The organism is Robertmurraya kyonggiensis (assembly GCF_005116465.1).
Taxonomy (GTDB): Bacteria; Bacillota; Bacilli; order Bacillales; family Cytobacillaceae; genus Robertmurraya; species Robertmurraya kyonggiensis.
Window position 1 is genome coordinate 247865 of the sequence record NZ_SWBM01000002.1, and the last position, 24248, is coordinate 272112.

The 24248-nt window shown below is 40.2% G+C and carries 28 protein-coding genes; 22 read left to right on the forward strand and 6 right to left on the reverse strand.

The window, feature by feature from the left end; genetic code table 11:
* The first annotated feature begins 133 nt into the window (after window positions 1-133).
* The 8 genes from FA727_RS12425 to FA727_RS12460 all read left to right on the forward strand — a co-directional run bounded on the left by FA727_RS12425 (window position 134) and on the right by FA727_RS12460 (window position 4351).
* On the forward strand, window positions 134-601 hold the full coding sequence (locus FA727_RS12425) for a molybdenum cofactor biosynthesis protein MoaE (RefSeq protein ID WP_136831272.1): 468 nt from the start codon (window positions 134-136) through the stop codon (window positions 599-601).
* Entirely contained in the window at window positions 594-827 is a 234-nt protein-coding gene (gene moaD / locus FA727_RS12430; RefSeq protein WP_136831273.1) for a molybdopterin converting factor subunit 1, read from the forward strand. The genes FA727_RS12425 and moaD overlap by 8 nt, the downstream gene beginning before the upstream one ends.
* Before the next feature lie 57 nt (window positions 828-884).
* Window positions 885-1904, forward strand: a complete 1020-nt coding sequence (locus FA727_RS12435; protein WP_136831274.1) for a MoeB/ThiF family adenylyltransferase — start codon at window positions 885-887, stop codon at window positions 1902-1904.
* A gap of 132 nt (window positions 1905-2036) precedes the next feature.
* Window positions 2037-2783: a DUF4230 domain-containing protein gene (locus FA727_RS12440; protein ID WP_246041853.1), complete on the forward strand. Its 747-nt coding sequence runs from the start codon at window positions 2037-2039 to the stop codon at window positions 2781-2783.
* Window positions 2773-3447, forward strand: coding sequence for a uracil-DNA glycosylase (locus FA727_RS12445; RefSeq protein WP_136831276.1), 675 nt, complete (start codon window positions 2773-2775; stop codon window positions 3445-3447). The genes FA727_RS12440 and FA727_RS12445 overlap by 11 nt, the downstream gene beginning before the upstream one ends.
* Window positions 3444-3611: a uracil-DNA glycosylase gene (locus tag FA727_RS12450; protein WP_136831277.1), complete on the forward strand. Its 168-nt coding sequence runs from the start codon at window positions 3444-3446 to the stop codon at window positions 3609-3611. The genes FA727_RS12445 and FA727_RS12450 overlap by 4 nt, the downstream gene beginning before the upstream one ends.
* 48 nt (window positions 3612-3659) lie before the next feature.
* Window positions 3660-3932 (forward strand): YwdI family protein, encoded by a 273-nt coding sequence (locus FA727_RS12455; protein WP_136831278.1) that lies wholly within the window; start codon window positions 3660-3662, stop codon window positions 3930-3932.
* 47 nt (window positions 3933-3979) lie between these two features.
* Window positions 3980-4351 carry a DUF423 domain-containing protein gene (locus FA727_RS12460; protein ID WP_136831279.1) on the forward strand — a complete coding sequence of 124 codons (372 nt, stop codon included), beginning with the start codon at window positions 3980-3982 and terminating at the stop codon, window positions 4349-4351.
* Window positions 4352-4393: 42 nt separating this feature from the next.
* Here the strand turns inward: FA727_RS12460 and gerQ are convergent, their stop codons facing one another.
* Both gerQ and hemQ read right to left on the reverse strand, forming a co-directional pair.
* The gene (gene gerQ, locus FA727_RS12465; RefSeq protein ID WP_136831280.1) at window positions 4394-4849 is read right to left on the reverse strand and encodes a spore coat protein GerQ; all 456 of its coding nucleotides are present in this window, start codon (window positions 4847-4849) and stop codon (window positions 4394-4396) included.
* A gap of 172 nt (window positions 4850-5021) precedes the next feature.
* Window positions 5022-5765, reverse strand: a complete 744-nt coding sequence (gene hemQ, locus FA727_RS12470; RefSeq protein WP_136831281.1) for a hydrogen peroxide-dependent heme synthase — start codon at window positions 5763-5765, stop codon at window positions 5022-5024.
* A gap of 243 nt (window positions 5766-6008) precedes the next feature.
* On the opposite strand from hemQ, the gene pta reads away from it, so the two are divergent.
* Window positions 6009-6983, forward strand: a complete 975-nt coding sequence (pta, locus tag FA727_RS12475; RefSeq protein WP_136831282.1) for a phosphate acetyltransferase — start codon at window positions 6009-6011, stop codon at window positions 6981-6983.
* Window positions 6984-7413: 430 nt separating this feature from the next.
* On the forward strand, window positions 7414-8259 hold the full coding sequence (lipL, locus tag FA727_RS12480; RefSeq protein ID WP_136831283.1) for an octanoyl-[GcvH]:protein N-octanoyltransferase: 846 nt from the start codon (window positions 7414-7416) through the stop codon (window positions 8257-8259).
* 83 nt (window positions 8260-8342) lie between these two features.
* Here lipL and FA727_RS12485 read toward each other — a convergent pair whose 3' ends face one another.
* Window positions 8343-9065: an RsfA family transcriptional regulator gene (locus FA727_RS12485; RefSeq protein ID WP_136831284.1), complete on the reverse strand. Its 723-nt coding sequence runs from the start codon at window positions 9063-9065 to the stop codon at window positions 8343-8345.
* A gap of 381 nt (window positions 9066-9446) precedes the next feature.
* On the opposite strand from FA727_RS12485, the gene FA727_RS12490 reads away from it, so the two are divergent.
* The 4 genes from FA727_RS12490 (at window position 9447) to FA727_RS12505 (ending at window position 12408) form a co-directional block, all read left to right on the forward strand.
* Window positions 9447-9674: a YuzB family protein gene (locus FA727_RS12490; protein ID WP_126408220.1), complete on the forward strand. Its 228-nt coding sequence runs from the start codon at window positions 9447-9449 to the stop codon at window positions 9672-9674.
* Between the two features lie 296 nt (window positions 9675-9970).
* Window positions 9971-11275: an HD domain-containing protein gene (locus FA727_RS12495; protein ID WP_136831285.1), complete on the forward strand. Its 1305-nt coding sequence runs from the start codon at window positions 9971-9973 to the stop codon at window positions 11273-11275.
* A gap of 7 nt (window positions 11276-11282) precedes the next feature.
* Window positions 11283-11792, forward strand: coding sequence for a YwgA family protein (locus FA727_RS12500; protein WP_136831286.1), 510 nt, complete (start codon window positions 11283-11285; stop codon window positions 11790-11792).
* A 112-nt stretch (window positions 11793-11904) separates the two neighbouring features.
* On the forward strand, window positions 11905-12408 hold the full coding sequence (locus FA727_RS12505) for a DoxX family protein (protein ID WP_136831287.1): 504 nt from the start codon (window positions 11905-11907) through the stop codon (window positions 12406-12408).
* A 50-nt stretch (window positions 12409-12458) separates the two neighbouring features.
* Here the strand turns inward: FA727_RS12505 and thmT are convergent, their stop codons facing one another.
* Window positions 12459-12668 (reverse strand): 2-hydroxymuconate tautomerase, encoded by a 210-nt coding sequence (gene thmT / locus FA727_RS12510; RefSeq protein ID WP_136831288.1) that lies wholly within the window; start codon window positions 12666-12668, stop codon window positions 12459-12461.
* Between the two features lie 150 nt (window positions 12669-12818).
* Here thmT and FA727_RS12515 point away from each other — a divergent pair, with 150 nt between their 5' ends.
* The gene (locus tag FA727_RS12515) at window positions 12819-13484 is read left to right on the forward strand and encodes a site-2 protease family protein (protein ID WP_136831289.1); all 666 of its coding nucleotides are present in this window, start codon (window positions 12819-12821) and stop codon (window positions 13482-13484) included.
* Window positions 13485-13505: 21 nt separating this feature from the next.
* On the forward strand, window positions 13506-14012 hold the full coding sequence (locus FA727_RS12520; protein ID WP_136831290.1) for a YwhD family protein: 507 nt from the start codon (window positions 13506-13508) through the stop codon (window positions 14010-14012).
* A 141-nt stretch (window positions 14013-14153) separates the two neighbouring features.
* On the opposite strand, the gene FA727_RS12525 is transcribed toward FA727_RS12520, so the two are convergent.
* Complete coding sequence (locus tag FA727_RS12525; protein ID WP_136831291.1) at window positions 14154-16226, reverse strand: transglycosylase domain-containing protein; 2073 nt, start codon at window positions 16224-16226, stop codon at window positions 14154-14156.
* 192 nt (window positions 16227-16418) lie between these two features.
* Here FA727_RS12525 and speE point away from each other — a divergent pair, with 192 nt between their 5' ends.
* The 6 genes from speE to FA727_RS12555 all read left to right on the forward strand — a co-directional run bounded on the left by speE (window position 16419) and on the right by FA727_RS12555 (window position 22134).
* Entirely contained in the window at window positions 16419-17246 is an 828-nt protein-coding gene (gene speE, locus FA727_RS12530; RefSeq protein ID WP_136831292.1) for a spermidine synthase, read from the forward strand.
* A gap of 198 nt (window positions 17247-17444) precedes the next feature.
* Entirely contained in the window at window positions 17445-18317 is an 873-nt protein-coding gene (speB, locus tag FA727_RS12535) for an agmatinase (protein ID WP_136831293.1), read from the forward strand.
* Window positions 18318-18653: 336 nt separating this feature from the next.
* A complete protein-coding gene (locus FA727_RS12540; protein WP_306461672.1) occupies window positions 18654-19100 on the forward strand; it encodes a YwiB family protein in 447 nt (148 codons plus the stop codon).
* Window positions 19097-20767 carry an arginine--tRNA ligase gene (gene argS, locus FA727_RS12545; RefSeq protein ID WP_136831295.1) on the forward strand — a complete coding sequence of 557 codons (1671 nt, stop codon included), beginning with the start codon at window positions 19097-19099 and terminating at the stop codon, window positions 20765-20767. The genes FA727_RS12540 and argS overlap by 4 nt, the downstream gene beginning before the upstream one ends.
* Window positions 20768-20830: 63 nt before the next feature.
* Window positions 20831-21895: a tRNA 2-selenouridine(34) synthase MnmH gene (mnmH, locus tag FA727_RS12550; protein ID WP_136831296.1), complete on the forward strand. Its 1065-nt coding sequence runs from the start codon at window positions 20831-20833 to the stop codon at window positions 21893-21895.
* A 59-nt stretch (window positions 21896-21954) separates the two neighbouring features.
* Window positions 21955-22134, forward strand: a complete 180-nt coding sequence (locus FA727_RS12555; protein ID WP_136831297.1) for a DUF1427 family protein — start codon at window positions 21955-21957, stop codon at window positions 22132-22134.
* 723 nt (window positions 22135-22857) lie between these two features.
* Here FA727_RS12555 and cls read toward each other — a convergent pair.
* Complete coding sequence (gene cls / locus FA727_RS12560; RefSeq protein WP_246041858.1) at window positions 22858-24039, reverse strand: cardiolipin synthase; 1182 nt, start codon at window positions 24037-24039, stop codon at window positions 22858-22860.
* Window positions 24040-24248 lie beyond the last annotated feature (209 nt).

Here is a 24248-nt window from a genome sequence, read left to right on the forward strand (position 1 = left end):
AACAATAAAGTTGTAGCGAAAAGTGCCGCTCAAATAATGTATACTTGTAAACCTCGAAGTAAGGGTAAATGTCGGCTTTTGGACATTTACGAAAAAATGTATAGAAAATAGCCTTTAAAAAGGTGGCGAGTAAATGAATTACTATGAAATTTCCAAGGAACCAATTGATATTCAAGCAATAATCGATAAAGTCGTTCAGCGAGATGCTGGAGCCATTACGACGTTTATTGGAACTGTTCGTGAATTAACAAAAGGGAAAAAGACGCTCTTTTTAATATATGAAGCTTACGAATCAATGGCGGTAAAGAAGCTGGCACAAATCGGTCAGGAAATCGAAGAAAAGTGGCCAAATTCGAAGGTTGCGATTACGCATCGTGTAGGCAAGCTAGATATTACTGATGTCGCGGTTGTGATTGCAGTTTCGACGCCTCACCGTGCCGATGCTTATGAGGCAAACCGTTATGCAATTGAGCGCATCAAGGAAATCGTCCCAATTTGGAAGAAAGAGCATTGGGAAGATGGAGAAGAGTGGATTGGTGACCAGCTTGAAAAGGTTTCATATCCAACTGGAAAACCAGAGGGGGCAGATTTGCATGAATAAAATTTTATTTTTTGCCCATTTGAAGGATGCGGTTGGGGAAGAATCTATTCGTATCGATGTTTCAGGCAAAACCGTTGCAGAAGTCAAAGAATTTCTTGCTAAGGAATACGAGCTTCAGAAGCTGGATACGGCGATGACAGCTGTGAATGAAGAGTTTGCTGGTGATGAAGAGGTCATCGAGCAGGGTGATGAAATTGCTTTTATCCCACCGGTTAGTGGTGGTTGAAGTTTGAGTGCTGTCCATTTTCAGATGGGCAGTTTTTTGTAGGAAGGGGTTTGCAGGATGGATGAGCGCTATTCAAGACAAATGCTATTTGCGCCGATTGGAGAACAAGGTCAAGCGAAAATCTGCACGAAGCATGTGTTAATGATAGGGGCTGGGGCACTTGGCTCGAGCAATGGTGAAGTATTGACGCGTGCAGGAATAGGGAAATTGACGATTGTTGATCGTGATTATGTGGAAGCGAGCAACCTTCAAAGGCAACAACTTTATACCGAAGAGGATGTGGAGCAGAAGTTGCCAAAAGCAGTAGCGGCAAAACGACGGCTGAAGGCGATTAATTCGAATGTGGAGATTCGTGCTGTGGTAGGAGATGCAACGCCTGAAATGTTGGCGGAGCTTGTGGGTGATGTTGATCTAATCCTTGATGCCACCGACAATTTTGAAACGCGCATGGCGATTAATGATATTTCGCAAAAATTTAAGATTCCATGGATTTACGGAGCCTGTGTAGGTAGCTTCGGAATGAGTTTTACGATTCTCCCAGGGCAAACTCCTTGCTTGAACTGTTTGTTAAAAACGCTCCCTGTTCAAGGAATGACCTGTGATACAGTTGGGATTATCGCGCCGACGGTACAAATGGTGGTGGCCCATCAAACGGCAGAGGCTTTGAAGGTTTTGGTGGAGGATTACGAAGCGATTCGGAGCTCATTCGTAAGCTTTGACTTATGGAGAAATCAGTATAGCAGCATAAAGATGTCGAAGGCGAAAGACAAAGGCTGTTTATCGTGCGGAGAAGCTCCTACGTACCCGTATTTGGAACAAGAGAACCTGATGAGGTCAGAAGTGTTGTGTGGTCGTGATACTGTGCAAATACGCCCTCCTAAGCACGGAGACGTGGATTTGGATGAATTGTCTACGCATCTTAGTGCTCTTCGTTATGAAGTGAAAGGAAATCCATATTTGCTTTCGGTTGAAATGGATGGAAATCGTATGGTCATATTTAAGGATGGTCGAGCACTCATTCATGGTACGAAGGACATTGCTCAAGCACGGTCGATATATCAAAGATTACTAGGTTAAAATGGAGTAGACTCTTTTTGCATATGCTGCGAAAAGGGTCTTTATTAATATCTGGGAAATCTGTTAAAAGTCCCACTGGTTATGGATTTTCCCTTATAATAGGAGACAAGTGCTATAGGGGAGGTTACAGTTTTGACAAAAAGAGATGATGAAATCCTAGCGCAGCTGGAAGCGATTAGGAATGAATTAAAAGAAGGCAATCAGCAAACGGCTAGTACGGTTGCGGTTGAAACATATAGAAAAACGCCAAGCCTCAAATTGGGTATGAAGAAGTGGCAATTGAAAATCATTCTACTGATTTTACTGTTCATGATTGTTGGAACTTTTATAGGGATTGGTTCCTATAAACTTTTTGCCGGTGCTGAGCCGAAGGTGGAAAAAGGAAGTTTCATAGAGAAAATGAAGGAACTTTCTTCCCTTGCTTCCTCTCAAGCCTTTGTCAAAGCAGTGATTGAAAAAGAGGATAACCAAATTTTCGGCAAGGAAATTACGACCAATATTCCTGGGACAAAAAGAAAAATTTTACTTGTGGTACCTGGTACCGTCACAGCAGGAGTTGATTTGGACGGTATCGATGGGGAACATGTTAGCATAAACGAAGAGGAAAAAACGCTCGAGATTACTTTGCCACATGCTAAAATCATTCAGGAACCATCGTTAGAATTTGAACAGGTGCAAACCTACTCTGTTGAAGGAATTTTTCGAGCGGAAGTAGATTGGGAGGAAGCTTACGAGCTTGCTGCTGAAGCAAAAACGCTCGTGAAGGAAGAAGCGATCGCTCAGGGGATATTGCAAATGGCTGAAACCAATGCAGAAAAAACCTTAAAGGAATTCTATTCCCAATTGGGTTATGAAGTGAGTGTTCAGTATGAAGATTAATGTACAAAATGATTGGTATGAACAAATTGATTCTGAGTTTGAGAAGCCGTATTTTCAAGAGCTTCTTCGCTTTTTAGAAGAGGAATATAAGCATGAAGTCATCTATCCGGAAAAGGATGATGTGTTCAATGCGTTGGCTTATACTCCTTACCATGATGTGAAAGTTGTCATTCTTGGACAAGATCCATACCATGGGCCAAATCAGGCTCATGGTTTAAGCTTTTCAGTCAAGAAGGGTGTGCCACTTCCTCCGTCTTTGAAAAATATTTACAAGGAGCTCGAAACGGACGTCGGGTGTGCAGTACCTGCCCACGGAGATTTAACTAAATGGGCTAGGCAAGGTGTATTGCTGTTAAATACAGTTCTCTCTGTACGTCAGGGAGCGGCTCATTCGCACAAAGGAAAAGGGTGGGAAGCCTTTACGGACCATGTGATTGCGCGCCTGAATGAGAGAGAAACCCCAGTTATTTTTGTTCTTTGGGGACTCCCAGCGCAAAAAAAGAAAAAACTGATCGATCAGAACAAACACTTTATTATCGAATCGGTTCATCCGAGTCCACTTTCTGTTTATCGTGGCTTCTTTGGGAGCAAGCCTTTTTCCAAAATTAATCAGTATTTGCGTGAATGGAAGCAGGAAGAGATTGATTGGGAGATTGAAGGATGAAAGAAGAGCGAATTAATTGTTTTACATGCCGCCATTTTTATGTGACGTGGGACCCGAATTTTCCGAAGGGCTGCAAAGCGTTTCAGTTTAAAACACGACGTCTACCTGCACATGAGGTCATGAAAGCTTCTGGACAGCCGTGTTTAAAATATGAAAAGAAATGAATTTTGGTATAGTATAGGGATAGAACAAATTACTTTGAGGTGGTCGGATTGAACATTTCCGTGCAGAAACTGCTTGGGAAAATTGAAGAAGAGCTTAGACAAGCGAAATCAAGTGATTCTGAAGCTCGAATGAGAGAAAAGATATATGCAGTGAAAACATTGTGCGAATTAGTCCTTGAAGAACAATCTAGTTCCTCTAATACACTGCAGTCTTTTTCCACACCTGCTCCGATTCAAACGCAACGGATGAATCCTTATGGGCAAGTGCCAAAAATGAAAATTGATGAAGAATCGAATGGGGACTCGTTGTTTGATTTTTAAGAGTTTCCTTACATAGGAATTTTTCAAGAACATAAGGGGGAAACAAAATGAAGACTTTCATTATTTTAGGGGCAATTAATGCTTTTCTATCCGTTGCTTTAGGGGCCTTTGGAGCACATGGATTGGAAGGGAAGCTCGAGCCGAAGTATCTTGATATTTGGGAAAAAGCTGTGAAATATCAAATGTTTCATGCAACAGGATTATTTATTGTAGGGATTTTACTTGGAAAATACCCTGCAAGTGCCCTATTATCTTGGTCTGGTTGGCTTTTATTTATCGGGATTATTTTATTTGCGGGAAGCCTTTATGTGTTAGCTGTCACGCAAATCTCTGTTTTAGGAGCGATTACGCCATTAGGTGGCTTGTCATTTTTAGCAGCCTGGATATTAATCATCATTGCTGCTGCAAAACTTATGTAATAAGAAACGGGAACCTTCATTAGTCGAGGTTCCCGTTTTTCGTTATCTTGGTGGATAAGTAGTCGCTGGAGCAGCTGCGTACGGATATTCATATTCCAGCTCTTCATCAAAAGTAGCGTAGCCAAAGTAAACCATCGGGATCAGGTAACGTCTGCCAGACTCAGGGTCACTTAAGATCAAGTGATCGCGCCCTGCTGCTTCAATAATGCCTCTGAAAACTTGGGTCGACGGACCTTCAGCCGAAACCGTATCAAACATCGCATAAACAGTGGCAAGTTTTCCTCTGTTTAACCTTAAGATATTTTCAATATAGGACTGCTCTAATGGGAGCTGCCCTGGTACCTGCTGTGCGACTCCTCCTTGTGTAGCACCAGCTGTCGGAAATGTTCCTGTTGCCACAGGTGGAGTTGTCGCCTGTCCTTGAACCGCAGGCTGTGCATACCCATTTCCCTGATACCCGTATGCTCCTCTAGGGTAGTAATATGGATTATACGTCAAATTGATTCCCCTCCTAAATTAGAAAAAATTGAAAAATCACGTGGACAAAATCGCATTATCATTAATATTCACTATTGCATTGTTATGATTTTTTGAATTCGTTTATGACTAAAAAGGAGGGGAGATGGAAAAAAATGCCCTCAGTATAAACTGAGAGCATTTCAGAATTTAATTACACGTTTAAGAAGGATTGTACACGGTTTTCTTCAAGGATATTTCCTACAAAGAATGAACCGAATTCGCCGTAGCGAGCACTTACTTCATCAAAACGCATTTCATATACAAGTTTCTTGAATTGAAGGACATCATCTGAGAATAATGTTACGCCCCATTCATAGTCATCAAAACCAACAGAACCAGTAATGATTTGCTTAACTTTCCCCGCATAGCCGCGTCCAATCATACCGTGGCTGCGCATTAGGCTACGTCTATCTTCCATTGGAAGCATGTACCAGTTATCTTCACCTTGGCGACGCTTGTCCATTGGATAGAAGCAAACATATTTTGATTTTGGTAGAGTTGGATACAGGCGTTCCAACACAGCTGGATTTTGATAAGGGTCTTCGTCAGAAGGTAAATAATTGCTTAACTCAACAACTGACACATAAGAATGCATTGGGATTGTATACTCAGCTAATTTTGATTTGTTGAATTCTGTTTCAATCTCATTTAGCTCTTCCATTGTTGGACGCAAAAGCATCATCATGAAATCCGCTTTTTGACCAACAATTGTATATAATGCATGGCTACCTTTTTTATCTGCTTGTGCTGTGTTCCATTTATCAACAAGCCCTAGAAATTCATCTATAGCCGCCTGTCTTTCTTCACTAGAAATCATTTTCCAAGTAGTCCAATCAACGGCACGGAAATCATGCAGACAATACCAGCCATCGAGTGTTTTTGCTGCTTCACTCATTACCTATCACTCCTACTTATGTACTGAATTTTACCAAGATTACTATAACATAGTTTGTACAGTAAACATATGAATAAACCTTGAACTTTCCATGAATTTCCTTTGTGGCGAAACGCCAAAATTAGAGAATTTTAGGAAAATAAGAACTTTTACCAAGAAAGCGATCTCATTCGTAAGAATTCTTGAATTTTTATCTAGGAGGGGTATGCTAATTGAAGACAAGGATAAAAGGAGGATGTTCACATGAGTGATTTATTCCTAGGTTTAAAAGAAAAAGTTAGCAGCCAAAACGTTAAAATTGTTTTTCCAGAAGGATTAGACGAAAGAATTATTAAAGCTGCAGCAAGATTAGCAGAAGAAAAGGTACTTACACCAATTTTAGTTGGAAACGTTCAAGAAATCGAAGCAAAAGCGAAAGACTTGAATGTATCTGTTGTAGGAATGGAAATTTATGATCCGAAAAGCTATGCTCAGTTTGATGAGCTTGTTGCTTCATTTGTAGAAAGAAGAAAAGGCAAAGCTACAGAAGAAGACGCACGCAAAATTCTTTTAGATGAAAACTATTTCGGTACTATGCTTGTACATACGAACAAAGCGGATGGACTTGTAAGTGGAGCGGCACATTCTACTGCAGATACAGTACGTCCAGCCCTACAAATTATTAAAACAAAGCAAGGTGTGAAAAAGACATCTGGCGTGTTCATCATGGTTCGTGGCGATGAGAAGTATGTCTTCGCTGACTGTGCGATCAATATTGCTCCAGACAGCCAAGATTTAGCTGAAATCGCGATTGAAAGTGCAAGAACAGCAGATATGTTCGACATTAACCCTCGCGTGGCAATGTTAAGTTTCTCTACAAAAGGTTCTGCAAAATCTCCAGAAACGGAAAAAGTAGCAGATGCTGTGAAAATTGCACAAGAAATGAGCCCAGAGCTTGTGCTAGATGGAGAATTCCAATTTGACGCTGCTTTCGTACCATCTGTAGCTGAAAAGAAAGCTCCAGATTCATCAATTAAAGGGGACGCGAACGTATTTGTATTCCCAAGTCTAGAAGCTGGTAATATCGGCTACAAGATTGCTCAACGTCTTGGTAACTTTGAAGCAGTTGGACCAATCCTTCAAGGCTTAAACCGTCCAGTGAACGATTTATCAAGAGGCTGTAACGAAGAGGATGTTTACAAACTTTCTCTAATCACAGCTGCTCAAGCGATTAACTAATAAAATCTCCATTTTTAGGTGCTTTCATAATAAGACATAAGAATTGACGTATGAATTGGCATACGTCTTTTTCTTTTTTAGGTAATTATCGCTGTTGGGGAATAAGTTAAGTACCCTCGCAGATATATAAGTAGAAAATTTTCCCTTAATCAGTAAATTTTATTAAAAAAGCAAAAATAGACGGAGGAATTCCGCCTATTGACTTGAAAAATACGATAATGGGGGATATTTCTTTGCTTAATCGGAAAATCTCCGCTTATCTACCTCTAAAACTAGCCAATTCACCATATAACAGAAAAATTTCCGCTTATTTTGCGTATGCTGGGAACTTATTATGAGCTATACCAAAGCGGGATACCATTCTACTATGGACTAACATCTTTTCATGCTAAAATAGAGCAAGATCAGAAGAATAAAGGAGTACCACATTATGAACGTCGGCCAAAATCTATTAGTTCAAAAAGTATGGAGAGTCATCGATCAGTCAGTTGTTGGCTTGCATGTGAGTGCACTGCAATCATTTGGAACGGATGATAGTTTATGTGCATCTGTTGGGGCAGGGCTGTCTCCTGCTACGGCCCGCTCATGGGTTCATCAGAAAACGATTGTACTTGGGATTCAAGATACGAGGCTAACACATTTACAGGACGGTTTGAACTATTTAAAAGAACAAGGCTATCAATATATAGTACGAAATTCGGGTGGACTTGCTGTTGTCCTTGATGAAGGTGTGCTCAATATTTCGCTCATTTTTCCGGATACAGATAAAGGAATTGATATCAACCGCGGCTATGATGCGATGCTCGCTTTAATTGAAGAGATGTTTGCGGATGCTGACGGAAAAATAGAAGCAATGGAAATTGTGGGTTCCTATTGTCCGGGAAGCTATGATTTAAGTATCAATGGGAAAAAGTTTGCGGGCATCTCCCAGCGCAGATTGCGCCATGGAGTAGCGGTCCAAATCTATTTATGTGTCAATGGAAGCGGTAGCGAACGGGCCGAGTTAATTAAACACTTTTATACACTTGGAAAAAAGAATGTAGAAACGAAATTTGCTTACCCTGAAATTGAACCAGATGTGATGGCGTCGCTGTCCGAACTTCTTCAAAAGGAGCTTACTGTGCAGGATGTAATGCTGCGCTTTTTACAAGTACTTCACAGCAAAAGTGAACAACTCTATTCGGGGACACTGACAGAAGAAGAGTTTGCTCTTTTTGAAGGCTACAACCAGCGCGTAATCGAGCGTAATGAAAAAGTCTTTTCCGATATAAAATGATAAAAAGCCGTAAACAATTCTTTCTTGTTTACGGCTTTTTTTATGAGACGTTGTTGCCAATCTTCTCCATTTTACTAGAAAATCTATTCTGCTACTTTTTCTAGGTTACCATTACGGTCCATTTTAAAAGTGGAGGCCGGACGCTCTTCCTCTTCAAACAGCACAAGCTTTCTTGCTCGATTCATAATCTTCATTAATGTCTCGTAATCTTCTTGAATTGTGACTGCATTTTGTTCTAACTGCTCAATTTTCTTTTCGAGTTCTTGATTACTTCTACGGATCTCTGCATTTTCACGCTTTAATCTTTCATTCTCGCTTTTAAAAATATCAACCTGAAAATTAGAACTACCTAGATTCTGTAAATACGAGATCACCATATCGAGATTCATGGCCCCACCAGTGACTACGCTTTTAGCGGACATTACTGGCATTGGTGGTGCTTCCAATTCTACTTCCATTTCATGGACGAGGCCCATATCATTTTCGATTGGCTGAGATATATAGCTAATCTCATCAATGGATGGGACAGGCGGTGAGTATAATAGCTTTTTCTTTCCACCTTGCTCTTTTCCTAGCATTCTTTGTCGTTGCTTACGTTGTTTCTTAGCAAGTTGTAACGCCTTTTCATAACGGTGGCGTACGACTGCGTTCCAGCGAAAGCCACATGCAGCAGAAGTTCGATTCAACTTATCTCCCACTTCTTCAAAAGCATTTAGCTGCGTACTTCCTTCCCGTACATGACGTAGTACCGTTTCAGCTAGCAATAAATCATTTTCATCTGTCCATGCATCTTGACGTACTTTCATATTCTTCAACCCCTTAAACAATAATAAACATGTTTGATTTCACCTGCTTACTCACAGGATGACCAGATTTACAAAGGTTTATACCAAATTGTTTAAAAGGATAGTAGATTTTTTGAAATTTTTGTCAATTAAGTCTTTCAAAAATGTACTGAAAATGCCATATTTAAACAGGTGAATGGGCAGAATCTCATAAGTCTACTAGACATGCGGCAAGACAACATAGATTCACTTAAAATATCGAATTGGTGGATTTTCCCCCAACTTGCATTACCTCACCATACGCGGTAAAATGTCCAATAGACTAATTAGGTACCTGGTACCGTTCGTGGACAGTGTTCGCCTGAGACGGACAGGTGATAGATAGAAAGGGTTGTAATTGAGATGGCAAACGAATTTCGGGTTTGCGATGATTGTCAGGCTGTAAATTTAAAGACGTTGATTCCAAAATTAAAGGATATCGACCCAGATGCAAAGATTGAAATTGGCTGTCAATCTTATTGTGGCCCAGGACGTAAAAAAACATTTGCATTCGTAAATAATCGCCCATTAGCGGCTTTAACAGAAGAAGAATTAATGGACAAAGTGAACGCTAAATTAAATAAAGCTTAAGTCTAGGCTAGAAAAATCACCTTCATTTCCTGCGAAAAATAGAAGGTGATTTTTTCTTCGCAAAAATCTAGAAAATCGAACTAGGGATAGAGACCTATGTCCGATTATTTTTGTCGAAACTCAAAAGTTTTTTTCTAAATTTGTAATGAATTGTAAATCGAACAAGGATATAATGAATAACAAGTTGAGATTTACATAGTCGATTACAAAATTTTAGAGTTAGCGAATGGTCCAGTTTTTTCAAAAAAGCTGCTGACCAAGGCACTTGCGCTGTTCTGCCAGGAAAGGGGTAAAAGATGCATTACTCTGAACAAAAACTAACAGAAGAAAAAGTTTTTAAAGATCCTGTTCATCGCTATGTACATGTACGTGATCAAGTTATTTGGGATTTAATCGGCACGAAAGAATTTCAAAGACTTAGAAGAATTAAACAGCTCGGAACGACATTTTTGACCTTTCATGGGGCAGAGCATAGCCGTTTTAACCATTCATTAGGTGTATATGAGATCATCCGTAGAATTGTTGATGACGTTTTTGATGATCGACCGAAGTGGAACAAAGAGGACAGGCTTCTATCTCTTTGTGCAGGCTTACTTCATGACCTAGGACACGGCCCTTTTTCCCACTCCTTTGAAAAAGTATTTGACCTCGATCATGAGCATTTTACACAAGAAATCATTTTGGGAAATACGGAAGTGAATGACGTTTTAACAAAGGTGGAACCTGATTTTCCAAAAAGAGTCGCAGAAGTGATCGGGAAGACTTCAGCGAACAAAATCGTCATTAGCTTAATCTCCAGTCAAATTGATGCGGACAGGATGGATTACCTGCAAAGAGATGCCTATTTTACCGGAGTAAGCTATGGTCAATTTGATATGGAAAGAATCTTGCGTGTCATGCGTCCACATGAGGATCAAGTTGTGATCAAGCAGACGGGAATGCATGCGGTTGAAGATTACATCATGAGCCGTTATCAAATGTATTGGCAAGTGTATTTTCACCCGGTCACACGCAGTGCAGAAGTGATTTTGACGAAGATTCTCCATAGAGTGAAGGAATTGTACCAAAAGGGTTACCAATTTAAACAAGAGCCAACCCATTTTACGGCGTTTTTTGAAAATACTCTTACTTTAGAAGACTACTTAAAGCTCGATGAGTCGATTCTCTTTTATTATTTTCAAGTGTGGCAGGATGAAGCGGATGAGATTTTAAGTGATTTATGTCTTCGATTTGTTAATCGTAATCTTTTTAAATATGTGGAGTTTGACCCAGCGAAAGAGTATAAGAAGCTAGCTGAGCTATCTACTCTTTTTGAAAAAGCGGGCATTAATCCTGACTATTATTTAGTGGTCGATTCTTCATCTGACTTGCCATATGATTTTTACCGCCCAGGGGAAGAGGAAGAAAGACTACCGATTCATTTGTTGATGAAGAGCGGGGAAATTCGTGAGTTATCTAGAGAATCAGAAATTGTTGATGCTATTTCGGGGAAAAGAAGAACGGATCACAAGCTTTATTTTCCAGAGGACATGTTAAAGGACGATAAGACAAAGAAAAATATAAAGAAACAGATTCGAATGCTGTTAGATATGAGGAGTTGAGCTTTTCGTGTTAAAGGATCATGCTAAGTTGATGCAGGCCATTGCTGCTTCAGGGGAAATTATTGGTCGTAAAAAGCTGCAGAAAATGATTTATATTGCTAAAAAAGTTACTTTCCCGTTCCAAGAGAGATTTCAATTCCATTTTTACGGACCGTACTCAGAGGAGCTCACTTTACGTGTGGAAGAGCTTTGCAATATGGGCTTTCTTGATGAGGTCAAGGAAAAAAAGGGTGGCTATTATCAGTATCGCTACACATTAACGGACAATGGAAAAGAATTCTTGAGTTTAAATGAAGTCGAGATGCCTTATTTAGAAGATTGTCTAACTGATATGAACGGACAGAATGCTAGATTTCTTGAACTTGTTTCGACGGTTTTGTATTTTGATAACTTAGAGAAGGACGAGGTTATTGAAAAGGTATTTACGTTGAAAAAGAAACAAAATTATACGATGGATGAAATCATTCAAGCGTACCAGTATATTGAAGAGCTACAAACAAAAGTTAAGCAGAATTAATGTAGCAAGATGGACGTGTGCACAGGCATACGTCCATTTTTGTATAGTTTTAGGTTTTTCAAAGAAACTAATATAAGAGACATAAAAAACCTAAAAAAGGAGACGGACTTATATGATTGTTCGATTTTTAAGAGAGAGTACAATTGCTTCTTGGTTATTATTAATTCTGAGATTGTATTGGGGATACAGTTGGCTCATCGCTGGTTGGGGGAAATTAACCGGTGGCTTCGATGCCAGTGGCTTTCTAAAAGGGGCAGTTGCCAATCCAGTATCAGGAACGAATGGTGTGGTGTACGGTTGGTGGGTATCATTCCTCGAAAGATTTGCGCTACCAAATTCGGGCCTGTTTAATATGATGATCCCTTGGGGCGAATTTCTGGTTGGATTAGGGTTAATTTTGGGATGCTTAACAACAATTGCTGCATTCTTCGGTATTCTCATGAATTTTAGCTTCTTATTATCAGGAACCATCTCTCACAATCCAACCGATATTTTGATGGGAGTGATCATCCTGGTGTCCGGATACAACGCTGGTCGAATCGGTTTAGATTACTTTTTAGGGCGATTTTTTAAAAGAGATACATCCTTGGAACGAAGACCAATTGGTGAACGTTAATAGTAAAAATGGCGTGTTGACCGAATTGGTTTACACGCCATTTTTTAATCTTATTGGTCACTTAGACGTTTTCCGCCTACCGCATAATGATTTTTGGACATTTCTTCGATAAAGACTACGATCGCTTCTTCCTTCGCACCTGTTGTTTCTTTAACTGCTTCAGTGACTTTTTCTACGAGCTCCTTCTTTTGCTCTTCTGTACGACCTTCTAGCATTTTCACAGTAACGTATGGCATGAATGAAACCTCCTTATGTGTCATATAAGTGATCGTTCCATATTTTTAAAAGAGATGCAAGTACAAGCTAGCCTCCTTTTTCACTTTGAGGAGAGAATCATGTATACTTTAGACAGATACGAATGCCTTGTAGAGAAAAAATACATATAAAAATATAGAAGAGGAGTTTTGCGGTTGGAGAATCTTGAAAGATTTTTAGCGTTCCCGTTGGAACAGCTTCCTTACGTAATCATAACTTTGATCATTGCATTTACTGTGCATGAATTTGCCCATGCTTATGTGGCTTACAGATTTGGTGACTCAACGGCAAAAAAGCAAGGTAGATTAACGCTAAATCCGATTCAGCATTTGGATCCACTCGGAACGATTCTACTCTTTATTGCTGGATTTGGATGGGCAAGACCAGTCCCTGTTAATCGCTTTTTCTTTAAGAACCCACGTTTAGCAGGAGTTCTAGTCTCTGTTGCTGGTCCTATTAGCAATCTGCTCATGGCATGTTTAGGCTTTATCATTTGGTACGGATTAGTCGGAACAGGACTAGCTGAAGGAATGCCAGAGTATGTGCCTAATTTCTTTGATACTTTCATTTACTTGAACATGCTCTTATTTGTGTTCAATTTATTGCCTTTCCCACCGTTAGACGGATACCGCATCATTGAAGACTTAGTTCCGGGGAATATACGTCCAAAGATGACACAATTTGAACAGTATGGTTCATTAATATTTCTCATACTCGTCATAACGCCATTGGATCAATTTACGATCCACCCAATTTTAAATATAGTGATTCCATTTTTTATGGAAGGGCTGAATAGTTATTTCTACAATTTGTTAACTTAGCAAAAAAGGAGTGAAAATCCAATGACTGAGAAGAAAAAAAGCATTGGTTTCAATATTATTAAAAGCGATCCAACGGATGGCCATAAAGGCTACGGAATTGGAGCATTAAGTTTAGACAACGTTTCCCCCGTTATCATTGATGTAGAAGAAGGGGAAGCGGTCGTTGACATTGGCGCGATGCATGCAAGAAGTGTAGTTGAAAAAGGCATCAAATTTTTAAAAACGAAAGAGGAAGTCCCAAATGGAAAGCCGTATTGGCTAGTTTGGGTGACAATTGATAGAAAAGAAGAGGGACCTTACTATGCTGGTGTGACAGCGTGTGAGATGACGGTGGATCGTTCAATTCGTCGAGGTTATAAATCCCTTCCTGAGCACGTAAATCGTATGGATAAGTCGTTGAAGAGACATATTATCGTAGAACATATGGATGATAAATCAAAGGGCATTTTAACAGAATTTCTGAAAAAGCATGACCCAGGAATGTGGGAAAGATCCTCGCAACAATTGAAGGATGATCTAGCTGTTTAAAAGGGACTTTTCGTAAATTCTTACGTAGACAAACTTAGTAAAAAAATGTAAACTACGGACAGCGAAACACGCTGTAGTACTAGGACATGAAAAGCCTCAAGGGTTGAATCCCTTGAGGCTTTTCACTTTCATTATTTACGATTAACTCCAATTAAGCAATTTCTTATACCATGGAACCTTTTCTTTTTTCTTCTTCGTTGGTTCCTCTTTAAGCGGTGCTTCTTCATCGGTAATATGCTCGGTACAATATTCAGTTGGTTCAGTCCCTGCAACATAATAGGTGAGCCTTTGAATCGGGCAATCTTCCGTGGCGAGCTTGCCGCTTTCTGGATTAATATAGACACCGACCGTTTCTTTCGGCGCTTTAAATGATTTGATTGGTTCGCCCTCTAACGCATCCTCCATAAAATGAACCCAGATTTTTTTCGCATAGGATTTTTCGGCAACGGACTCTATCGGATGCCCTTGGTCATATCCTGTCCAAACGGCTGTAACAAGCTGAGGTGTAAAGCCGATCATCCAGTTATCTGTATTGGTGGACCCTGATTTACCTGCGTAAATGCGGGTAATATCATTGATCACCGTATTTCCAGTAACACTTGTATAGCCGTTTAATTTTCGATCAAACATTCCTGTCATCATATGAGTCGTCACAAATGCGGCTTCTGGTCGTAATACTTGTTCACTCTCAGACCTGTATTCGTAAATGACGTCTCCGCGATGATCCTCAACTCGAGTAATCAACACAGGTGTGACCTTCTTGCCTCCGTTGGCAAAATGACTGTAGGCGTTGGCCATTTCGAGTACACGAACACCAGATGTTCCTAACGCAAGAGAAGGGACCTTTTGTAAATCGGTTGAAATACCTAATTTTTTCGCTGTCTCCACAAGCGTCTCTTCACCGAGGAATAAATGTGTTTTAACAGCAAAAACGTTATCGGATAAGGCAATGGCCTGCGCCATCGTAATTTCATCATTCGCATACAGATTATTGTAATTATGTGGCGTGTATTCGGGCTGATTGTTATCAAGTCGGAACGTTGTCAGCTCGCTCCGCATTGTAGTCGATGGCGTAAAGCCTTGTTCAATGGCTGCATAATATAAGAACGGTTTCATGGTTGAACCAGGTTGGCGAACCGCTTGTGTCGCCCGATTAAATGGGCTCTCCTGATAATTTCTTCCGCCGACCATTGCTTTCACATAGCCATTTTTGGGATTCATCGCAACAAAGCCCACCTGAATAGCAGAATCCTTGTCGACCAATTGCTCAATATTTTTTTCGGCAGCCTCCTGCTGCTTCGTATCTAAAGTAGTATAGACACGTAAACCGCCAAGCTCAATCGTGCGCTCGTCCAAATGTAGAACATTTTTTAAGGCACTTTTGACTGCATCCTGAAAATATGGGGCAATTTTTTCAACAGAATGGGTATGCTCACCTGTAATCGATAGCTTCTGGTTGGAGGCAGTTTTTGCTTCCTCTTCCGTAATCCACTTTTCTTTTTTCATCGTTTTTAAAATTAACTGCTGACGATTCGTCGCTTTTTCCAATGAAGTAAGTGGTGAGTAATACGTTGGTCCTTTTGGAATTCCCGCAAGCATAGCAGCTTCCGCCAAAGAAAGATCGGAAGCATGTTTTCCAAAATAAAATTGGCTGGCGGCCTCTGCTCCGTATGCTCCTTCACCGTAATAGATCGTATTTAAATAGCCTTCTAAAATCTCGTCTTTTGAATAGTTCATTTCAATCCGCAAAGTATAGAAAGCCTCGAGTATCTTTCTTTTCCATGTTTTTTCGTGCTCAAGGAATAGATTTCGGGCATATTGCTGACTGATGGTGCTTGCTCCTTGTACCTTATCCAGAGCTTTCAGATCGGCAAGTGCGGCACCGGCAATTCTTTTTAAATCAAAGCCATGGTGATTATAAAAGCTTCGATCCTCAATTGCTAATGTTGCTTCCACAAGCTCAGGTGCAATTTCATCAAGGGCAACCCAATAACGCTTTTGTCCATTATGGCTTTCTCCAATTAATGTCCCATCATCTGAATAATAAAGGGAGGATTGAGGTACAGAAAGCGGTGGTGGGCCAAGAATTTTTGCGTAGATCAGGATACCTGCATATAAAATCAAAACGAGCGCTACTCCGATTGACCCTACAATGAGCAACGCTCGTAAATATTTAATTGTTCTTCGAAACCGCTGGTCCGTCATCAGTTCCATCGTGCCACCCCCATTTCTCCAAAAGTCTTTTATTACTCAGTATGAAAAAATTGGTAGAGTTTTAAACGTGTGGAGGGAAATTAAATTTCTTTCTTTTAAAATTGGCTAGATTCAACTATAATTTTGTCATGTTTGCAAAAATGTTAGGGAATACTAGCCCGGAATAATCCTTTTAGGAAAGGGCTGAAGAAAATGAGTATTTGGTTTACGGAGAAACAAACTGAGAACTTTGGCATCACGATGAAAGTGAAGCAAACCTTACATACCGAACAAACGGAATTTCAAAAGCTTGATATGATTGAGACAGAAGAGTGGGGCAATATGCTGCTCCTTGATGATATGGTTATGACATCCATTCGGGACGAATTTGTCTATCATGAAATGGTTGCGCATATTCCGTTGTTCACCCATCCAAATCCCGAGCAGGTCTTGGTAGTTGGCGGGGGAGATGGTGGCGTCATCCGTGAAGTACTGAAGCACCCAAGTGTGAAAAAAGCGACGCTTGTGGATATCGATGGCAAGGTCATTGAATACTCGAAGAAGTTTTTGCCGGAGATTGCTGGAAAGCTCGATGACCCACGTGTGGAAGTGAAGGTCGATGATGGCTTTATGCATATTGCAAAAAGTGAAAACGAATTTGATGTGATCATGGTCGACTCGACTGAGCCAGTCGGACCAGCAGTCAATCTTTTTACAAAAGGCTTCTACGCAGGGATCTCAAAAGCCCTAAAGGAAGACGGAATATTTGTCGCTCAATCAGACAATCCGTGGTTTAAAGCAGACCTTATTCGCAGCGTCCAAAAGGATGTAAAGGAGATTTTTCCGATTACCCGATTGTATATCGCGAACATTCCGACCTACCCAAGTGGGATGTGGGCTTTTACCATCGGTTCGAAAAAATATGATCCCCTTGAGGTAAGCGATGATCGCTTTCACGAGATTGAAACAAAGTACTATACGAAGGAATTACATAAGGCTGCCTTTGTCCTTCCCAAGTTCGTAAAAGATTTAGTAGAATGAGAAAAGCGCAAGGCGTCCGCCTAACGGCGTGAAGGTTGTTCTTTAACCTTCTCGACGGATTGGTTTATGACCAAGGAAAAAGCGTACTATCTTTTTCACTCGAGCCGTTGGCGCCTGGAGCTAGACAATTCTCAAAGTCGAAATTTATACTTATCTATTTTATAAAGAAGAATTTTTGCATGTATGGAGGAAATTTTGATGCGTTTTGATGAAGCTTATTCTGGAAATGTGTTTATTAAGAGTCACCCAAGTTTTGAAGAAAGCCAAGCTGTTCTTTACGGAATGCCGATGGACTGGACTGTTAGCTATCGTCCTGGATCTCGTTTTGGCCCTACTCGTATTCGCGAGGTATCGATTGGACTTGAGGAATACAGTGCTTATCTAGACCGCGAGTTAGAAGATGTAAAATACTTTGACGCTGGAGATATTCCACTACCTTTCGGAAATCCGCAAAAGAGTCTTGATTTAATCGAAGAATACATTGATCAATTATTGACAGAAGGGAAGTTTCCTCTAGGAATGGGTGGAGAACATCTCGTTTCTTGGCCAGTCATTAAAGCAATGTATAAAAAATATCCTGATTTAGCAATTATCCATATGGATGCTCATACAGACTTGCGTACTGATTATGAAGGAGAGCCTCTTTCTCACTCAACGCCAATCCGCAAAGCAGCTGAGCTTATTGGTCCTAGCAATGTGTATTCTTTCGGAATTCGTTCAGGAATGAAAGAAGAATTTGAGTGGGCTAAAGAAGTGGGTATGCATATTTACAAATTCGATGTGCACCAGCCGTTAATGGAAGTTCTTCCGAAGCTTGCAGGTCGTCCAGTTTATGTAACGATTGACATTGATGTATTAGACCCAGCTCACGCTCCTGGAACAGGAACAGTCGATGCAGGTGGAATCACTTCAAGAGAGCTTCTTGCATCCATTCATGAAATTGCTCGTTCAAACGTGAAAGTGGTTGGAGCCGATTTAGTAGAGGTTGCCCCAATTTATGATCCATCTGAACAAACAGCAAACACAGCAAGCAAGCTTATCCGCGAAATGATTTTAGGCTTTGTAAAATAAGTGGTACAATGATACAATCGGCGCTTTTGTTGCCGGTTGTATTTTTTCGTCAACAAAGGTTCATATAATTTTAAAAATTTTTGGGCCATGAGGACAACTTTTTAGAGAATCTAAAGGATAGTGTCCACATGAAGACAACTATTGGAAGAAATCCGAGAAACCTGTCTTCATGAAATTTGGCGCGTATCTTTAATCATACTCCGCAACGTGGGTACCAGATACCAAAAGAAGAGCAAAAAGTGTACATTCCACAAGATGTGCGGAAGGTACCACATCAAAAGGAATAATGATATAGTATTTCTATAGTTTGAAAAAAGAGCATAATGGAAGAAGGTAGTGTGTCTGTTGTCAGGAACTGCTGTTGAACATAAGCCCATAAAAATTAAAGTGACAACAACGATTTGGGATGGTGACCAGAAAGAAACTTTTGAATTGACCACTTTTGGACGATACTATGAGAAAAGTGGCTCGACTTACCTTCAATATGAGGAAGTTATGGAGGAAGGAAACGTCAAATCGATCGTAAAGGTTTCGAAGGATGAAACCTTGATTTTAAGAAGTGGTGCCATTACCATGAGAATGGTATTTGAAATGAACAAAAAGCACCTTGGGCGGTATGAAACGCCATTTGGTACAATGGGGATTAGCACACGAACGAAAAGGCTTGCGCATAGTTTTGGGGCGCATAATGGAGCCATTGATATATTATACGAATTGCATATGCAAGGAGCCCTTGCAGGTACATATCATCTTGAAATAAGTTATGAGGAGGAGAACAAATGAACATCGTTCAAGAAGTACAAAACAAATTAAAGGACGAAATCAAAGCGGCTGTGATCAAAGCTGGATTAGCGGCTGAAGCTGAGATTCCAAGTGTCATTTTAGAAATGCCAAAGGATAAAACAAACGGGGATTACTCTACGAATATGGCGATGCAGTTGGCAAGAGTTGCGAAAAAGGCACCGCGTATGATCGCTGAAGAGTTAATTCAGAGTTTTGATAAAACAAAAGCTTCTATTGAAAAAATTGAAATTGCTGGACCTGGTTTTATCAATTTTTATATGGACAATAGCTATTTAACAAACTTAATCCCAACTATTTTAACAGCCGGAGATAAGTACGGAGAAACAACGGTTGGTAACAAACAAAAAGTTCAGGTTGAGTTTGTTTCAGCAAACCCTACAGGAGATCTTCATTTAGGACATGCTCGTGGAGCAGCGGTTGGGGATACCCTTTGCAACATCCTTGCTAAAGCAGGCTACGATGTATCTCGTGAGTATTATATTAACGATGCTGGTAACCAAATTAACAATCTTGCTTTATCAGTAGAAGCTCGTTATTTCCAAGCCCTTGGCATCGATAAGCCAATGCCTGAAGATGGTTACCACGGCGAAGACATTATCGGTATCGGGAAGAAGCTAGCTGAAGAGTTTGGCGACAAATATGTTCATATCGATGAAAAAGAACGCTTTGACCTATTCCGTGAGTACGGATTGAAATACGAAATGGCCAAGCTGAAGAAGGACTTAGAGGATTTCCGTGTATCCTTTGATGTTTGGTATTCAGAGACTTCACTTTATAACAATGGAAAAATTGATACAGCTTTACAAGCTTTGAGAGATAACGGCCATATTTATGAAGAAGATGGGGCAACTTGGTTCAGATCCACTGAATTAGGAGACGATAAGGACAGAGTTCTAATCAAACAGGATGGTTCTTATACGTACCTAACGCCAGATATTGCTTACCATAAGGACAAGCTTGAGCGTGGCTTTGAAAAGCTAATCAATATTTGGGGCGCTGACCACCATGGTTATATCCCTCGTATGAAAGCAGCGATTCAAGCGCTTGGTTACGACAAGGAGGCTCTTGAAGTAGAAATCATTCAGCTTGTCCATTTATATAAAAATGGCGAGAAAATGAAAATGAGTAAGCGTACAGGAAAAGCTGTAACGATGCGTGATCTTGTGGAAGAAGTAGGATTAGACGGAGTACGTTACTTCTTCGCGATGAGAAGTGCCGATACACATATGGACTTTGACTTGGATTTAGCGGTTTCTCAATCTAATGAAAATCCAGTGTACTATGCTCAATACGCACATGCGCGTATTTCAAGCATTCTTCGTCAAGGAGTAGAGCAGAATATTGAATTTGATGCTAACATCGATTTAGCGCAAATCTCGGCTGAAAAAGAATTCGAGGTTTTGAAAAAGCTTGGTGAATTCCCACTTGCAGTTGCTGAAGCAGCCCAGAAACGTATGCCACACCGCATTACGAACTATATTTTTGAATTAGCATCTTCCTTCCACAGCTTCTACAACGCTGAGAAGGTATTAGATCCTGAAAATATTGAACGGACAAAGGCTCGTCTTGCTTTAATCAAATCTGTACAGGTAACACTGAAGAATGCTTTATCATTAATTGGAGTATCAGCACCAGAGAAAATGTAACAAGAAGAAAGGGTCTCTTTGTGGACCCTTTTTCATGTAAAGCTAGTTGGAGGCAAGAAAGAAATGAACTATGATCGATCTGTCGAAGAGTATCTCAATCATCAAGAAATATACACCCCTGTTGATGTCCGATCCCCAGGTGAATTCCGGGAAAATCGCATTCCGAATGCAGTGAATATCCCTCTTTTTACGGATGAAGAACGAGCAGAAATTGGTACGTTGTACAAGAGGGAAGGCCAAAAGGTAGCGAAGTGGCGGGCAATGGAAATTGTTTCTCCGAAGCTACCTAACCTTTTAGCGGAGATTCGTAAAGTGGAGGAAACCAATAAGAAGCCTCTTCTTTATTGCTGGCGCGGAGGCATGCGCAGTCAGTCAATTGCTCACTTTGCGATGATGTCGGGCCTGCATATTCAACGGTTAGATGGCGGTTATCGGTCATATCGTGAATATGTTGTCCAGCATATTGCTGAGCTTCTTCCAGAACAGGCTGTCGTCATTTATGGGTTAACTGGAACAGGAAAGACGGATATTCTTCATGAACTAGCGAAAATGGGTTACCCTGTCCTTGATTTAGAAGGATATGCGAATCATAAAGGGTCAGTTTTTGGTGCCCTAAGCGGTCAAGCACCGCATAATCAAAAAATGTTTGATGCCTTACTGTATGAGGACTTACAGAAGATCGCGGGAAGCAGCTATTTCTTTATGGAAGGGGAAAGCAAGCGAATCGGTCATGCGGTTCAGCCTCCAGAGCTTTATGAGAAAAAAGAGAACGGCATTCATATTCGAGTGAATTCTAGTCTGGAAAAAAGAGTGGAAAGAATTTACGAGCAATATGTAGAAGCAACAGATGCGTTTCACGAACGAGTGGAATTTGCTTTGGGCAGAATAATGAAAAGAGTGAAGCCTCAGGAGATTCAAACTGAACTTCAGTTTTGTCTAGAGCAAAGAGATTATAAGGAAATGATCCGACTGCTCATCGTTTATTACTATGATCCAAGGTATGATAACAAAATCAGTGAAACCATTCATACTGAGCTTGAAGTGAATAGTGACTCGATAGAAAAAGCAACGAAACAAATCGCTGCCTATATCGATGAAAAAATGCATACAAAGCAAATACAGTCATGATTTCTATTAATACGGACAAAATAACTTAAAGTCGTTTTAATGATTTTAAGGAGGACATCATGAAACTTGCATTGCTAGCGCTCGCCTCAGGATTTCTAGTCGGTTTTATTTTTTCGCTACTCAGGCTTCCGATTCCAGCTCCCCCTGCACTACCAGGTGTAGCAGGAGTTGTCGGAGTTTACCTGGGTTTTAAAGTATTTGAACAAGTCTCCCCGTGGATACAGAGTATACTTAAGTAAGGCTCTTTTCTCAAACTTTGTTGCTATTGGAGCAAAAAATCAATGAAAATATCTTTGTTTTCAATGATAGCTGGTCGTAAATTAATGAGAAAAAAACATGCGAACTAGTCACGATGTACGAACAGGCTATTTCTACGTTAAAATCGGCCACTGGCCAAAGGCATTAGGATTTTAACAACTCTTTACGAAAACGACCTTAAGTGATATATAAAATCGAGTATCGAACCGCGACGGTTCTATACTCGATTTTTTGTTTTTGGGGTTTAGTGGCATCGCGGAGTTCATGAAGACACTAATGCGAGTTGAGAAGTAGATAGAGTCCGCATGAAAGGTTTATAAAGACACTAATTCAAGTGGACCCGTAGATAGAGTCCGCATGAAAGGCCCATAAAGACACTAATTCAAGCTGAGAAGCAGATAGAGTCCGCATGAAAGGTTCATAAAGACACTAATTCGAATTGGGAAGCAGATAGAGTTCGCATGAAAGGTTCATGAAGACACTAATTCGACCTGGGAAGCAGATAGAGTTCGCATGAAAGGTTCATGAAGACACTAATTCGAGCTGAGAAGCAGATAGAGTCCGCATGAAGGGTTCATGAAGACACTAATGCGAGTTGAAAAGCAGATAGAGTCCGCATAAAGGGTTCATGAAGACACTAGTCCGAATTGACCTTCAAATAGTGTTCTTAAAAAAGGCGGAGCCCGCTCCTTGCTCCCTAAAGATTATAGAAAATAAGCAATCCTCCTCGCCAGCCACTCCTTCACACCTGACATAATCCCCATTGACTCTAAATCACCCGAAGAAAGCTTGGTCGAATCCTTCAAATCCTTCTCGAGAATTCGCTTTGTCTCTTCGATTTTAACTGGGTCATAAATATAACAATTAATTTCATGATTCAAGAAAAAACTGCGATTATCAAAGTTGGCTGTCCCTAAATCACATACTTCATCATCAATTAGCAACACTTTCGCGTGATAAAACCCATTTTTAAATTGATAGACGTTTCCGCCCTTTGCTAAAATTGGTCGCAAATAACGATAGGAGGCCTCCTTGACCAATAGATGATCAGCCGTATAAGGAACAATAATAGTCAGCGTAACACCTCTATCTAAAGCATTCAGCAAATCCTTGAAGATTGTTTTACTCGGAATAAAATAAGGCGAACCAATCGTAATCGATTTTTTCGCGCCTCTAATTAAAGTGGAAAAAGTTTTTTCAAGCAAGAACCCTTCTGTTGAAATCACTTTATGGCGCACTGACCCTTTGCTCAGTGGTGGAAAATAAATCTCATTCTGCAGTAGATTCGTTTTAGATGCTTCCTGCCAGTCGAGGAGGAACTGCACTTGTAGGTCCTGAACACCTTCTCCTGTAAGTTTAAGATGATAATCTCGCCAAGGGTTAAGCTTCGTGTCCTTGTCGATATATTCTTTCCCCACATTGTACCCGCCTAAATACCCGATCTTCCCGTCAATTACGGTGATTTTTCGATGATTTCGAGCTTGTGAGGTAAAAAAGAAAAACGGAGCACGGGGTATATTGGAAAAGAAAAAATGAATTCCTGCACTTTTTAACTCTTTGATTTGTTTCTTCTTAATCTTCATACTCCCAGCCCAATCGACCAAGAGGCGAACTTCAACGCCTTCCTCAGATTTGTTCTTTAAAATTGCAAAGAAATCTTGGCTAAACTGATCATCTTTACAAATATAAAAGAGAATATGGATATGCTTTTGGGCATTTTTTATCTCTTCGAACATATCATTAAATAAGTCCGTCCCATGAGTGAAAATTTTTATATCGCTATCACGGAACGGAAACACATTGCTTTTAATCTTAGAGAGAAAATTTTTTCTACCTAACTTAAAATCGACAGTTAAATAAGCGTAGATGACGAAGATAGCAATCAAAATGAAGATAAGTACTTTCAGTGCTATCCGCTCCTTTGTGAATGATTGATTTCTATTGTGCCCTTAACGTTTTTTCCTTACCCCTGAAAAAGTTTAAAAAAATATTGACTGAATGCTCATTCATTATATAATGAAGGTAGATAAATTCAGAAAATTTTATTGTTTTTAAAATTTTCTCTGAAAAATAATGGAGGAAGGAGTGTTACATT

Coding starts and splice junctions, on each gene's coding strand:
- FA727_RS12425 (WP_136831272.1), top strand. CDS start 134: ATGAATTACTATGAAATTTCCAAGGAACCAATTGATATTCAAGCAATA.
- hemQ (WP_136831281.1), bottom strand. CDS start 5,765: ATGAGTGAAGCAGCAAAAACACTCGATGGCTGGTATTGTCTGCATGAT.
- moaD (WP_136831273.1), top strand. CDS start 594: ATGAATAAAATTTTATTTTTTGCCCATTTGAAGGATGCGGTTGGGGAA.
- FA727_RS12460 (WP_136831279.1), top strand. CDS start 3,980: ATGAAGACTTTCATTATTTTAGGGGCAATTAATGCTTTTCTATCCGTT.
- mnmH (WP_136831296.1), top strand. CDS start 20,831: ATGAACTATGATCGATCTGTCGAAGAGTATCTCAATCATCAAGAAATA.
- FA727_RS12450 (WP_136831277.1), top strand. CDS start 3,444: ATGAAAGAAGAGCGAATTAATTGTTTTACATGCCGCCATTTTTATGTG.
- speB (WP_136831293.1), top strand. CDS start 17,445: ATGCGTTTTGATGAAGCTTATTCTGGAAATGTGTTTATTAAGAGTCAC.
- FA727_RS12435 (WP_136831274.1), top strand. CDS start 885: ATGGATGAGCGCTATTCAAGACAAATGCTATTTGCGCCGATTGGAGAA.
- pta (WP_136831282.1), top strand. CDS start 6,009: ATGAGTGATTTATTCCTAGGTTTAAAAGAAAAAGTTAGCAGCCAAAAC.
- speE (WP_136831292.1), top strand. CDS start 16,419: ATGAGTATTTGGTTTACGGAGAAACAAACTGAGAACTTTGGCATCACG.
- FA727_RS12485 (WP_136831284.1), bottom strand. CDS start 9,065: ATGAAAGTACGTCAAGATGCATGGACAGATGAAAATGATTTATTGCTA.
- thmT (WP_136831288.1), bottom strand. CDS start 12,668: ATGACACATAAGGAGGTTTCATTCATGCCATACGTTACTGTGAAAATG.
- FA727_RS12505 (WP_136831287.1), top strand. CDS start 11,905: ATGATTGTTCGATTTTTAAGAGAGAGTACAATTGCTTCTTGGTTATTA.
- FA727_RS12490 (WP_126408220.1), top strand. CDS start 9,447: ATGGCAAACGAATTTCGGGTTTGCGATGATTGTCAGGCTGTAAATTTA.
- FA727_RS12555 (WP_136831297.1), top strand. CDS start 21,955: ATGAAACTTGCATTGCTAGCGCTCGCCTCAGGATTTCTAGTCGGTTTT.
- FA727_RS12495 (WP_136831285.1), top strand. CDS start 9,971: ATGCATTACTCTGAACAAAAACTAACAGAAGAAAAAGTTTTTAAAGAT.
- FA727_RS12445 (WP_136831276.1), top strand. CDS start 2,773: ATGAAGATTAATGTACAAAATGATTGGTATGAACAAATTGATTCTGAG.
- FA727_RS12525 (WP_136831291.1), bottom strand. CDS start 16,226: ATGGAACTGATGACGGACCAGCGGTTTCGAAGAACAATTAAATATTTA.
- FA727_RS12520 (WP_136831290.1), top strand. CDS start 13,506: ATGACTGAGAAGAAAAAAAGCATTGGTTTCAATATTATTAAAAGCGAT.
- argS (WP_136831295.1), top strand. CDS start 19,097: ATGAACATCGTTCAAGAAGTACAAAACAAATTAAAGGACGAAATCAAA.
- lipL (WP_136831283.1), top strand. CDS start 7,414: ATGAACGTCGGCCAAAATCTATTAGTTCAAAAAGTATGGAGAGTCATC.